At 34.0% G+C, this 12,686-nt stretch carries 10 protein-coding genes and 1 pseudogene; 3 read left to right on the top strand and 8 right to left on the bottom strand.

Annotated elements, in window-relative coordinates:
* Positions 1 to 171 precede the first annotated feature (171 nt).
* A complete protein-coding gene (locus PBV87_RS14395; RefSeq protein WP_271012719.1) occupies positions 172 to 1,113 on the top strand; it encodes a 2-hydroxyacid dehydrogenase in 942 nt (313 codons plus the stop codon).
* Here the strand turns inward: PBV87_RS14395 and PBV87_RS14390 are convergent.
* The 8 genes from PBV87_RS14390 to PBV87_RS14355 all read right to left on the bottom strand — a co-directional run bounded on the left by PBV87_RS14390 (position 1,106) and on the right by PBV87_RS14355 (position 11,371).
* Positions 1,106 to 3,244, bottom strand: coding sequence for a transglutaminase domain-containing protein (locus PBV87_RS14390; protein WP_271012718.1), 2,139 nt, complete (start codon positions 3,242 to 3,244; stop codon positions 1,106 to 1,108). The genes PBV87_RS14395 and PBV87_RS14390 overlap by 8 nt on opposite strands.
* A gap of 11 nt (positions 3,245 to 3,255) precedes the next feature.
* The gene (locus tag PBV87_RS14385; RefSeq protein ID WP_198524951.1) at positions 3,256 to 4,272 is read right to left on the bottom strand and encodes a DUF58 domain-containing protein; all 1,017 of its coding nucleotides are present in this window, start codon (positions 4,270 to 4,272) and stop codon (positions 3,256 to 3,258) included.
* Between the two features lie 172 nt (positions 4,273 to 4,444).
* Entirely contained in the window at positions 4,445 to 5,401 is a 957-nt protein-coding gene (locus PBV87_RS14380; protein ID WP_053985953.1) for an AAA family ATPase, read from the bottom strand.
* A gap of 161 nt (positions 5,402 to 5,562) precedes the next feature.
* A complete protein-coding gene (locus tag PBV87_RS14375; RefSeq protein ID WP_271012717.1) occupies positions 5,563 to 7,512 on the bottom strand; it encodes a cellulose biosynthesis cyclic di-GMP-binding regulatory protein BcsB in 1,950 nt (649 codons plus the stop codon).
* 9 nt (positions 7,513 to 7,521) lie between these two features.
* Positions 7,522 to 8,772: a glycosyltransferase family 2 protein gene (locus tag PBV87_RS14370; protein ID WP_271012716.1), complete on the bottom strand. Its 1,251-nt coding sequence runs from the start codon at positions 8,770 to 8,772 to the stop codon at positions 7,522 to 7,524.
* The gene (locus PBV87_RS14365) at positions 8,769 to 9,413 is read right to left on the bottom strand and encodes a hypothetical protein (RefSeq protein ID WP_271012715.1); all 645 of its coding nucleotides are present in this window, start codon (positions 9,411 to 9,413) and stop codon (positions 8,769 to 8,771) included. The genes PBV87_RS14370 and PBV87_RS14365 overlap by 4 nt, the downstream gene beginning before the upstream one ends.
* The gene (locus PBV87_RS14360) at positions 9,403 to 10,248 is read right to left on the bottom strand and encodes a GGDEF domain-containing protein (protein WP_053985957.1); all 846 of its coding nucleotides are present in this window, start codon (positions 10,246 to 10,248) and stop codon (positions 9,403 to 9,405) included. Before PBV87_RS14360 ends, PBV87_RS14365 begins: the two co-directional genes overlap by 11 nt.
* 19 nt (positions 10,249 to 10,267) lie before the next feature.
* A complete protein-coding gene (locus tag PBV87_RS14355) occupies positions 10,268 to 11,371 on the bottom strand; it encodes a glycosyl hydrolase family 8 (RefSeq protein WP_271012714.1) in 1,104 nt (367 codons plus the stop codon).
* A gap of 333 nt (positions 11,372 to 11,704) precedes the next feature.
* On the opposite strand from PBV87_RS14355, the gene PBV87_RS14350 reads away from it, so the two are divergent.
* The gene (locus tag PBV87_RS14350) at positions 11,705 to 12,214 is read left to right on the top strand and encodes a hypothetical protein (protein ID WP_053985959.1); all 510 of its coding nucleotides are present in this window, start codon (positions 11,705 to 11,707) and stop codon (positions 12,212 to 12,214) included.
* 134 nt (positions 12,215 to 12,348) lie between these two features.
* Positions 12,349 to 12,686, top strand: a pseudogene (locus PBV87_RS14345) (hypothetical protein); the annotation flags it as partial.

Genomic DNA, 12,686 nt, shown 5'->3' with positions numbered 1-12,686 from the left:
TTTGCGACCTCTTTTTGAGATGTCCTACTCTTAAAATATTTAGTTGTACCAGAACTAAAATACTTCCTTCATTAGTATGGCACCTTTCAAAACAAAATAATCATATCTGTTTGACTTTCTCCCTAATCCTTTCTAAGATAGAATTAACAAAACTATAGAGGGGTGTTAGAAATGAAATTAGTTATTATAGAACCATTAGGGGTAGATGAACAAAAGTTACTTTCTTTAACACATGATACTTTAGGACAAGACATAGAAGTTATTTACTATGATACACGTACAACTGATACGGATGAACTTATTAAACGCGGTCAAGATGCTGATATCATCGCTGTATCTAACTTGCCTTTATCTCGTGAAGTCATTGCAGGGTGTACCAACCTTAAGATGCTTGCGGTTGCCTTCACTGGTGTAGATCACATTGCACTTGATGCTTGCCGTGAACGTGATATCACTGTTTGTAATTGTTCTGGCTACTCTAATGCTGCCGTTACAGACTTAGTATTTGGCATGGTGGTTGGACTCTATCGTAATCTTATTCCTTGCAATGAAGTAGTACGCCAAGAAGGTACAAAACAAGGTTTAGTTGGATTTGAATTAGAAGGAAAGAAATTTGGCATTATCGGTACGGGGGCAATTGGTATGCGTGTAGCTAAAGTGGCTGCTGCTTTTGGATGTGAAGTCTATGCCTATAGCCGTACTGTTAAAAATGAAGAAGGCATTCATTATACTGATTTAGATACACTTCTTAAAACTTGTGATATTGTCTCTTTACATGTCCCACTTACACCATCTACAACACATCTTATTAATGCAGACAAATTAGCACTTATGCAACCACATGCTCTTCTCATTAATACAGCACGTGGTCCTGTTGTAGACACTAAAGCCCTTGCTGATGCACTTTGCAATCATCAAATTGCCGGTGCTGGTATAGATGTCTTTGAAGTAGAACCTCCTGTACCTTCTGACCATCCACTCTTTAGTGCTCCAAATGTTATTGTGACACCACATATTGCTTTTGCCACTATTGAAGCACTTGAAAAACGTGCTGTTATTATGCTAGATAATGTTAAAAACTTCTTATCTAATACCCCTACAAATGTTATTTAAGTATTTTCCTTAAAGATGTGTGAAGCCCACGCATCTTTTCTTTTTGCTCCTGTGTCATGTCTTGATTGCTATATTTTGCGCGTAAATAAAGTTTTGTCATTTCTTCAAATACATTTGTGCCAAGTCTTTCATCTACTCTTTTAGCAAAAATAAGCTCAGTTTCTCCTTCTTCTACTTTAAGTCCTTTCATTGCTAGCCTTGTTAATCCATCAGAATACTCCTCTAAAATATATTCCCTTGGTAATAGCTTATCCTTCTTCATCCTTCTTACAAAAATAATACTCCCCAAAATAACAAGTATAGTACTTACTAGCATACCCATTATACCCTTTAGCTTGCTATAAGACTTGATCACAGGTGATTGTGGCTGTGAGTTGTTTATGTTACTATCCTCTAGCTCAATAGGCTCCATTTCTGGATAATAGGGATCTGTCGTCCCTACATATCTTTGTCTTAATACCCCTTGATAAGCTGGAGTTGGTTCAAAGAGCATCCATCCAAATCCTTCAAAATACACTTCTACCCATGCGTGTGCTTGCTTATTGGTAATCATATAAGTACTGGTTCCTTGTTGATAAACTGCTGGTGTTACATAACCTTCAACATAGCGACTAGGTAAGTCTATGCATCTAGCTAAAACCGCCATTGCTGTTGCAAAATAGGTACAATAACCTTCTTTTTTTTCAAATAGGAAGGTATCTACAAAATCTTTACGTACATTATTTTCTCCTGGTGTCAAAGTATAAGTATATTGAGAGGCCAAATAGCTTTCTATAGCACGTACTTTATCATAAGCATTTTCATAGTCTTTTGTAATTTCATAAGCCAATTCTCTTACTCGCTCAGGCAAAGTATTGGGTAACTGTGTATAGGCCTCTTGTATCTCCTCAGCCCTTATCATCCACTTCCCTAACTCTTCTCTTGTTAGAACACTTGTATCACCTATTTTCCTATATTCAGCGTACAGACCTTTTTTACTTTTCCTGATAGCCTCTTTAAACTCTTCTGTATTATATTGTGGGGTATAGCCATGAACACTATAAGTAAATCCCTTTCCAAAGGCTGACCCCATATATAAGTTATCTTCATGTATTTGGTAAAACTCTTTTACTTCTTGAGACACAGCTAAATTACTACTTTTAGTTGGGATAAACAAAGACTGAGTCAATATATCTTTAAACTTAATTCGGTACAGTTGATCTCTATATAGTCTATCTTCTGATGCATTGGATAATAAGCGCATACCTTGTATCATTTCAAGGGTATCTAAAAACTGATACTCACCAATACTTTTTACAACAGGGTTCTCTTCTTCATTAGTCCAGTAGTTCCCTCTATAAATACTTTTTGTATCCGCTTTAAAATAAGTACTTTTTGTCGTTGTTACCTCTAGTACTTCTTCATTGCCTAAGACAATATCCCCACCTAACTTACCTTTGTAAGGATAATATTTTGTATAGGCATCTTTATGTTCTCCTGACTCCTTCTTATCTAACAGCCTATGTAATACAGTAAATTTAATGGGTGCTGTAGAAGCACTAAATACAGTGAGTACAAATGTTAAACCACAAATTAAGCTGGTGATTTTGGAATAACTCATTTTCATCTTTCTACTTTCTTCTGCTTCATCTAAAAGCTTCAAATAATAATCGTAGAAAAAATATAGTAAGGCGATTATCACAAAAAGCATTAGCCCTACTCCATTAAAGTCCTTTTCCCAGAAAATAATAAAACTATAAAGACATACTCCTACCATCATAAGAAGTACTTTATTAAAGTATTTTTGGGTTAAAATATATACAACGAGTGTAATACCTAAGGTTATACCAAGCTCCAATCCATTTGCTTTTATATATTGCCCCAATTGTTCTATACTACTTGTCCACTTTTCATGATTTTTTAAAAGGATTGTTGCAGCACCAATAAGCCCTATACTCCCGACTCCTGCTATAAAGGTATAGAAATTCTTCAAAACTAAACACCATATGATATAACCTATTATCGTCGCTATAGCCACTAACATATATTTCCCGGGAATACCTATTAAATAAAGTGCACCATAGATTAAGCTTATGCTCATTCCTACTCCAAGACATATTTTAACCCATTCACTAAAGAAGTTCCGTTTCATCCCTTCCCCTCCTAGCTATTTAGAACTTGATTAAGTTCATCGTCTATATTTATTTCATAATAGATTGCACCTAAACGAATAAGTGCTTCACTAATCACATTCTTTTCATCATTTACAATGCCACCAACTTGTTCTGGATTCACGTAAATCAAAATGACTTGTTTATCTTCACTTATACACCTATTAACTTGATCATAAAGCTCATAATTAAGGTCACTGGTTATACCTATCCAATAACTACGACATACTTCAAGCTCTGGTATCATCTCAAATACCTTATCTATTGGAACCTGACTTTGAAACTTCATTTTGAAGAGTAACTCGTAAAGTTCATAGAAATAGGCTAAATCTTTACCTTTATGAATACGAAGTTCCTTTTGGAAATAGCAAAAAGTTGTAGGAATTTCCTGATTTAGGCAATAGTATAAAACAGCTACTGCACATTCTACCAACTTATCTTCTAAAATGGTTTGCGCCTCTATTTCTAAATAACCTTGTGGCACTAAATCTAATACCACATAAACTTTAGCTATAGCCGTCGCATCTTCGCTTTTCACCATAAGCTTTTGCTCCTTTGCACTAAGCTTCCAATGCACTTTATGCATACTATCTCCATAGGCATACTCACGTACATCTGAAATAAGCCCACCACCACTTTTAATACCATTGATAATCATTTCTGATTCTTCTTCTGCATTGGGATAAATAGGTAACTTCTCTAGCACTACGATTTTAGGATATACTGTTACCTCTTTAGGCTCCATGACTTTATAAGGCATACGAAAAATGCCTAAAAAATCCGTAATGTAGACTTTATGAACACCTATTTCATAGCAACCTCTATATTTACATTCAATTTCATATCGAAAGGTCTTTTTACTTTTTGCTGGTACGCACATTCTCTTGGTCTCAAAGTATTTAATTAAAATGCTATCTATTCCATAAAACTCAACTTCTAAATTAGGATAAAATAAAGACGTTTCATTTGAAGTACTAAAGTTAAATTGAATACGTTCACCTTTAGTCATAAATTTCTTATCTATTTCTTGTGTATAGGTAAATTTAGAGTAAATATATAAAACATGAATCAAACATATAATGGTTAAAAAAATAAGGGGATAAGCCAATAACGAACTTCCTATCCCTCCTTTAAAATAACAAAAAACTAAGGTTAATAAGAGTAATATGCTATAAAGTATTCTATTTTTGATCATAAGCTTTCACCCTAGGCATTCTAATGCCTTTCAAAATACGTCCTATAATATATTCAGTCGTAATTTGTTTAAGTTTTGCTTCATGCCTAAGATGAATACGATGTTTGAGTATAAAGGGTGCCATCATCACAACATCATCTGGAATCACATAGTCTCTTCCCTCATAAAATGCCCACCCTTGAGCTGCTCTTAACAAGTTTAAAGACCCTCTTGGACTTGCCCCTAATAAAACTTCTTCTTGTGATCTTGTTGCACTTACAATCTCTACAATCAACCGATTAATAGTTTCATGTACATAAACCTTTTGAACTGCTTCTTGTACCGCTATAATCTCTTCCCCTGTCGCAACAGGCTCAAGTGTATGTAATGGATTCTCTTCTTTATATTTACTCAGCATAGCCACTTCACTTTCATAACCTGGATAACCAACACTTAACTTCATGAAAAAGCGGTCTAACTGTGCTTCTGGTAAAGGAAATGTTCCTAAGTGCTCTACTGGATTTTGTGTTGCCATAACCATAAATGGTGTTGGCATTACATAGGTTTTACCATCAACGGTTATTTGTCCCTCTTCCATTGCCTCCAACAAACTAGATTGGGTTTTTGGTGGTGTTCTATTAATCTCATCTGCTAATATAAATTGTCCTAAAAGTGCACCTTTACGGTATTCAAACTCCCCTGTTTTTGGATTAAACATTGAAAATCCAAGTAGGTCAGACGGTAATACATCTGGTGTAAATTGTATTCGATTAAATGTTCCATCTATAGATTTTGCTAGTGCTGCAACAAGAGTCGTTTTCCCCACTCCTGGAACATCTTCTAAAAGTATATGACCCTTACATATTAAGGTGAGTACGGCCATTTCTATTGTCTCTCTCTTACCTAACATAACTTTTTCTATATTGTCTACAATTCTCTTCACTACCTCTTGATTATGATCCATAGCCTTCCCCCTTAGACGTCTATTATCTTCTCAATTTAATTGTAGTTCGCCAAATTATCATTTGTCAAAGTTAAATAGTCTGTTTTATCTAAATTCGTTATTATAGTCAAAACAAAGGTCTAGATAAGCATTTTACCTAGACCTTCCTTGTACAAAACTACCTATTTATTTTTTCTATAGACAAAGTAAACAATGATTAATCCGCCCATCAGCACAAATATACTAATCACCAAAATACCTTCTTGTATTCGCCCTTCTGTAGGCTTATTAGCAGAAGGATTATTTACAGTTTCTTCTTTAGAAGTTGAAATGATTTGGGGTACTTCTATTACCTCTGCAAGAGAGGTTTGTCCCTCACTATCAATGATTAACTTTTGCCCCATTAAAGAGGTTGGGTTCACTTTAGTATTTAGCAAACGATTCAGTTTCTCATGAGATGCCACACTAATCTTTAACTCTCCTTGCTCTTTACCTTCTTTAGGTTTTATCGTACATACTATACTTTCTGTATTAAAAGTTGTCACAGCACTCTGAGGCACCACTTCATAAATAATACTTTGATATTGATTATACTCTGGGTCTACTGCTTCTCTTATAATATAAATGCTTCCTGCTCGTTGTGACATATTTGCCCCAATCTTTGTAAATAACCTTGAAAGCACTTTAAGATCTGCTTGATTTAAATCTTTTGGTAACACAAGTTGTATAGGCTGTAATACGCCCTCTTTTACAAAGGGGTAAGGAAACATTTCAAAGGCATAGGTTTTTACTACACCTGCTGGCAAATAGAAATAGGAATCTTTTAAAATAAGTCCCCATGGTGTATCTTCTTCCCTTGTTATACATTCAGCTTTATTAATTTCTAAATCAAAAGCTATGGTTACTTTTGTATTATTTTTTATTCGTATATCTTGTGGGATAGTGAGCTCTATTGTATTATCATCTGCTCTACTTCTATCTAATAAACTACTAGAAACAGCTTGATCATTAATATAAAGGGTTACTAACGCATGTTCAAAATCTAAGTTTTTACTATATCTTGTGTGTAAAACCAACTTAGCACCTTTTTGTAGTATCCACTCATTAGGTACTTTTAAAAAGACATTTGCTTCATTTCTATGCTGACCTGTCATATAGATAGAATCCAGTCCCATTTCCTCTAGTGTATAGTGACTTTTACCTTTTTCTATCTGGGCTTCTTCAAAAGCATTCTCTTCGTTTATAACAAGATAATTAGACTGTACAAGACTTCTTACCTCTTCTGCTCCCAAGAAATCTATACCACGCTCTAGTGCCTCCTTCGTATTCCCACATAAGATAAGCCTATCATAATCTGATGTCCTATCAAGTAATATACCAACAGATTGTTCTCTTGGTAATGTTAACTCAGGATAGTAGATACTAAGCATTTTTTCATTGCCTATAATGATGCTTTTCTTATATTCATCTAAATTATCCGTTGGCTTGATAAAGAATTCATCGCCTTGGCTGGTATACTCACCTAAAGTTGTGATAAGTTCTAATGCTGCTGCTAGCTCCTCATCTGTATAATCCTTAGCAATAATAATAGGAATGGTATCTTCTAATTGCTTTCGCATAATAGGATAGGGGAATTGGCCTATTGTTAGCTCATTGGCTTCTGTATAAGTAAGTGTAAGCTGTGATTCTTTAAATAAATTGAGCCAGTTTGCAGGATTCACAGAATCTGTACATCTTTCTTCAGATAACCTTAGATAGCCTTTTATACTTAATTTATTAAACCCTTCTTTTATATTTGCTAGAGGTATCCCTACCTCTAATTGATCTGCTTCAAACTTTTGGCTAGGATTAAATGAATAAAAAGGTTCCTCATTTAAATAAAGTGTTATTGTAGACATATCTGTTCGTATTAATTGAGTTGTTAAATAGACTAAGTTTAACTTAGCTCCTGTAACTTCCCATGGTTCCTCTACATAAAAGTACCAATCCTCTTTTCCAAAGTTACCATTCACTTGTCTATTGGTCCCTAGTGTATAACTTACCTCACCTGTTCTAACAGCTCCAAACACTGGTTGTATAAAGCATATAACCAGAAGGATTATTAGACCGGTCCATTGTTTTAGCATTTTCATTATGTCCTCCTAAAATCGCTCGGTCTTGTACCATTTAACTTCTGTCTTCAATATACGATCCTTAATATAATGATAAAGTCCCATCAGTGTTACAACTGCCCAAAGCTTGGAATAGGTAAAATACATGAGCATGGCTATTAAAATATTCTCGGCATATAATTCACCCTTTTCTAGCATGAGTGCCATAGATATAGAAAGTATATACACCACATAAGCTAGAAACCATAAAATCAGACTATATCCTACTACATTGATTGTAATAAGATGTGTTAATCCAAAAATAAATAGTACATCTGAAACAACACTTGCTGTTAAACCAAAAATATAAATTGCTGTAAAATAGATAATATCGAATTTAACAGGTCCACTTTTTGGATCAAATACATATTTCAAATCTTTGAAAATCACATAGATATTTCCCTTTGCCCATCTTGTCCTTTGCTTCAACCAAACTTTGATGGTTTGTGGCTCTTGCTCCCATGTAACAGCCTTTGGCATAAACATAATTCTATAACCCATTCTATACATTCTAAAGCTAATCTCTGTATCTTCTGCTAAAGCCTTTGTATCCCATCCACCTATTTCATCAATAATACGCCTTCTTAGGATAAAATTAGTACCTGGAATCGTACATAATTTGAGAAGTTTCCATCTCCCTGCTTGAGCCATCCATTGAAAGAATAACGTTTCTATATTCACAAACTTAGTCAATAAGTTATGTTCCTTATTTCGTGTTCTAAACTTCCCAATTACTGCTCCTAATTTGTCATCTCTTACAAGAGTCGTTACCAAATAAAGTAGAGCCTTTTTCTCTGGTGTATTGTCTGCATCATAAATAGCAATAAATTCACCCACACTTTCCTTATATCCAATATTAAGTGCATTAGACTTACCTTTTCCTCCTGTAACTGCATCTGTATTAATTACCTTTAGACATACAGGATGCCCTTCATCTTGGATACACTTTAAAGTCTTAGCTGAATCATCAGTAGAGTTATCATTAATAACGATGACTTCATACCTATCTACGGGATAGTCAAAGCTTAATAGAGACCGAACTGTCTTTTCAATAACTATCCCTTCATTATGAGCTGGTACCATAATAGACACCATAGGATAGTATTCTAACTGTGTATCAATCCAAGTGTTATCCATTTCTTTGCTATACAAATAGCCACCTATTCCTAATACTATATTTACAAGAATAACAACCCATATAATAATTAACGAAGCAATAAATAAATACTCGATTAGACTCATATATTTCCTTTCTTATAAAATTTTCTTTTTTCTCTTTTCCTGCCTTCTCTAATGAAATAGATAAAGGCGATAATAGCTAGAATCATGACCCCTCTTATCATACGATTAAATCTGCTTATATCTATTACCTCTTGCTCTATATTTTGTCCTGTATTTTCTTCTATGATCTCTTGTTCTATATATTTAGGCATTCTAAGTAGCCTTACATACTGCTTCGGTAAAGGACTTATTGGGATTTCTAGATCCCCCATATTTTGTATAACTGTTTTTATATTTTCGGTAGCTGTATCAACTCGAATAGCTATTGGTTCTTGACTCGTTGTAAAAGCTTCATAGCCATGTAAATCTAATTCACTACTCTCTATCATTGTAAATAGGCTGATCTCTTTTAAAATGGTATTTCGCTCCATATAAGGCTCTGCCTTCTCACCTGGTAACAGAATGCCTACCTCTTCTTTATCTAATTCAAGAGTATAGGGAATATGTGCTGCTTTTAAATATTCAGTAGCCACTTCTAACCTATCTCCTGCTCCTCTATCATTACAGGTTAAAATCAAAAATCGAGGTCCTATATCTTGTCCTACTAGATTGAGTATAGTGCATAACCATACACCTATAACAACTACGATTCTATACATCATATTCTAATTCTCTATTCACTTGCTCTATATATTCAAGAGGTGAAGCTATACCTTCATGATACTGTTTAAAAGCAATTCTTAGCTCAATCTCAATACCTTTAAGAGGTGATGTTTCATCAAATTCCAATTCTGTTATCTGTTGTTTAATACGCTCTCTAATCACTTCTTGATAGGTCTCATCCATGACTAAAATAGAAGCAAAACTTTCTTCTTCTCTTAGACTATACGTTGCATCTTCTTCACGTAGTGTACTAATAATAGCCTTACCAATCTGCTTTTGTAATTCATCATATGCTTTTTGTCCAATAATGCCTTTAATGCGCTTCCCATAACGTAATTTAACAATCATGACGGTTAGAGGTAGCTCTTGTCTACTACATAACTTCATATACATTTTTAAATGTTCTAGAAAGGCACTTGTATTCTTTAATCCTGTTAACTCATCTATTCTTACTAACATTTGTTTTTGTAAATTCAATTGTTTATTAAATTTTTGTAGATTGTTGATGGCTTGTCCTAAAGCACCTATGCTCAGATAAAAGGCGGGTAAAATAATAAAACCACTTGCTTCAAAAAATGTAACTACTCCTTGACTTTGATGAATCATCGCAAGCAATATGGTACCGTAAATAAAATCTCCTATCATGCTTAAACAAAGGGCCACACCAAATCCTGTATAATACGAAATAATTGACCCTATACACAATGCGCCCATAAAATAATAAACGATAAAGTCCGCTCGCTGTATACCTGTTGTTAACAATAAAATAAATGTAAAAATAATCATCAAACTTATTCCTGCATAAATGTCTGCTTTTATTCTAGTTATTTTCATAGTATCACTTCCTTTATTTCTAGAAAGCTAAAAGTGCTTGTAAATTGTCATAAGAATATATTTCTTCACTTGCCTCGTCTCCAAACGCTCCTTTTAACACACTATTCTCCGTTTGAATTTGAAAGCTTAACATTTTATCCATTGCAAGATCATAAAGCTCTTGATTACCTATCACCTTACCTATTTGAGCTATGCCGGCATAAATGGCTGTAGACTCTATATCCGTCGTTGGCATACCTGTTAAAGTATTATATGTTCCATAAACTGCTCCATTTTTTAGCTTCTCTAATAACCATTTAATCGTCTCATCTTTATGTTGTCCCACCTGTGCTAATTGCAAAATAGTTAAAACCCCTTCTGTCATACGCCACTCCTTGCCATGGTCATACGATTTGGTTTCATAATCATATTGAAAAGCGTAAAAGGGAAATGCCTTGCCTAGAAATCCTTTTTCTATTGTTTTCAAACTCTTCCTATATACCTTTTTCCATGCTGGATTAATATCACTTAACTTCCACATGGTTTCAAGATCAAAATAGCAAAGAGGTATGGTGTCTACAACCTCTTCTACAAGCCCATCATAACATCCATACAACCGCCCTTTAACTACATTAGTGTTATAAAACTTTTCTTCTATTTGTTGTACCAATGTACTGTACTCAGGATTATTCCATTTAATACTCGCTTCATAAAGTGCCCTTAAAATTCTTAAGTCATCAATCGCTGCATTGCTACTTGCAAGCGTCTCATCTTCTTTGCTACGCCATACCAATATCCCATTTGCATTTATCAAATATTGATTAACAAATGTTACTGCTTGTTCAAATTCTTCTGGCTTATCTTCTTTTACTAAATACAACATATAGAGTCCTTGTGATTCGGAAAGTACTTCATGTCCTGTAGCCCACTCATTGGCCATTGTAGTAGGATGGTAATTTGTATAAATTCCTCCTAATTCATTCATGAGATATTGCTTTATAAAGTTATAACAAGCTTCTTGCTCTTGACTATTACTCATAACTTCAATTACTTTATTATTAACTACCGGGCCTTGGTGCTTAATAATAGCAATGCTTACTATAATCAATACACCTATTAAAATTACAACATTTTTTTTATACATATAATATTCCAATCTATAATTTTCGCTTATGGTCTTATGATTTCCTCATCTTTATTATTATATAATTTGAGAGACTTTATTTATATCTATCTACTTTTAACCTATCTAAATCTATTCAACAGAAAATATAATATAAAACATATTAAGTAGTAATAGGTATTATAACCAGTCTATAACTATATTAAAATATTTATTTTAATATAAAAATAAGTTACGTTTTAAATCCATAATACAAATTCTAAAGAAACCTTAAGAATTTAGATATTTCATTTTAAGAAGTTTCCTGTACACTATATTTATAAAATAAAAATAATCTATGGGAGATTTAAACTAATGGAAAAAAATCGCTTTTTAACTTTTCTTTTTTCACTTATTCCGGGGGCAGGACATATGTATTTAGGGCTTATGAAAAAGGGTGTCTCACTTATGCTCGTTTTCGGGCTTGTATTCAGCTTATGTAACTTCTTACATTTTGGACTTATCAGCTTTATTCTACCTGTTATTTGGTTCTACTGCTTCTTTGATAGCTTAACACTTTCTCGTTTTAATGCACAGGATCGTGCCATCGATGAAGCCAACTTCATGGAAAAAATGAATCAATTATTAAAACAAGATTGGCAACAAATTTTAACGACTTATCGTACACCTATTGGAATCGCTGCACTCATTATTGGGATTTATGCTTTCTTTTCTAATTTTGTAATGCCATATCTTTATCAATTTGGTAACTGGGGACATAGATTCTATAGCTTATTCTACAATATTCCTACTGCAATCTTTAGTGTTGCCCTCATTGGTGTCGGTATTTATCTGCTTACACGCTATCATGCAAATAATGATTAATTATAAAAAGGACGTATAAAACGTCCTTTTTTGTTTATTCTCCAATTTTAACCATGTATCCTACTTTTGCATATTTAGGTTTTACTCTATACATAATAAATAATAAATTTTTAATATAAAAGGAGATTTAAATTATGTCTAACCGTTCAAAAAAATGGATTCTTCTATTAGGAGCATGTGTTTTATGTAGTGCACCACTTTATGCTACTACTACAGAATCTACAAATACTCGTGGAGAAAAACCTTCAGTAACACAACCTCAAGCTAAACCAGAAACAAAACCTACACCAGCTCCTACTCCTGGTCAAAGTACTAAACCTGCTCCAGCTCCTACTCCTGGCGAAAGTACTAAACCTGCCCCAACTCCTACTCCTGGTCAAAGTACTAAACCAATGCCTGCTCCTACTCCTGGCGAAAGTACTAAACCTGCCCCAGCCCCTACTCCTGGCGAAAGTACTAAACCTGCTCCAGC

The sequence above is a fragment of the Holtiella tumoricola genome, from assembly GCF_027857615.1.
GTDB classification, from domain to species: domain Bacteria; phylum Bacillota; class Clostridia; order Lachnospirales; family Cellulosilyticaceae; genus Holtiella; species Holtiella tumoricola.
This window is presented reverse-complemented; position numbering and strand designations above follow the sequence as displayed.

Excerpts from the sequence above, each read along its gene's own strand:
- PBV87_RS14355 (WP_271012714.1), bottom strand. The coding sequence starts at position 11,371 with ATGTATAAAAAAAATGTTGTAATTTTAATAGGTGTATTGATTATAGTA.
- PBV87_RS14385 (WP_198524951.1), bottom strand. The coding sequence starts at position 4,272 with ATGACTAAAGGTGAACGTATTCAATTTAACTTTAGTACTTCAAATGAA.
- PBV87_RS14350 (WP_053985959.1), top strand. The coding sequence starts at position 11,705 with ATGGAAAAAAATCGCTTTTTAACTTTTCTTTTTTCACTTATTCCGGGG.
- PBV87_RS14375 (WP_271012717.1), bottom strand. The coding sequence starts at position 7,512 with ATGAAAATGCTAAAACAATGGACCGGTCTAATAATCCTTCTGGTTATA.
- PBV87_RS14380 (WP_053985953.1), bottom strand. The coding sequence starts at position 5,401 with ATGGATCATAATCAAGAGGTAGTGAAGAGAATTGTAGACAATATAGAA.
- PBV87_RS14370 (WP_271012716.1), bottom strand. The coding sequence starts at position 8,772 with ATGAGTCTAATCGAGTATTTATTTATTGCTTCGTTAATTATTATATGG.
- PBV87_RS14365 (WP_271012715.1), bottom strand. The coding sequence starts at position 9,413 with ATGATGTATAGAATCGTAGTTGTTATAGGTGTATGGTTATGCACTATA.
- PBV87_RS14395 (WP_271012719.1), top strand. The coding sequence starts at position 172 with ATGAAATTAGTTATTATAGAACCATTAGGGGTAGATGAACAAAAGTTA.
- PBV87_RS14390 (WP_271012718.1), bottom strand. The coding sequence starts at position 3,244 with ATGAAACGGAACTTCTTTAGTGAATGGGTTAAAATATGTCTTGGAGTA.
- PBV87_RS14360 (WP_053985957.1), bottom strand. The coding sequence starts at position 10,248 with ATGAAAATAACTAGAATAAAAGCAGACATTTATGCAGGAATAAGTTTG.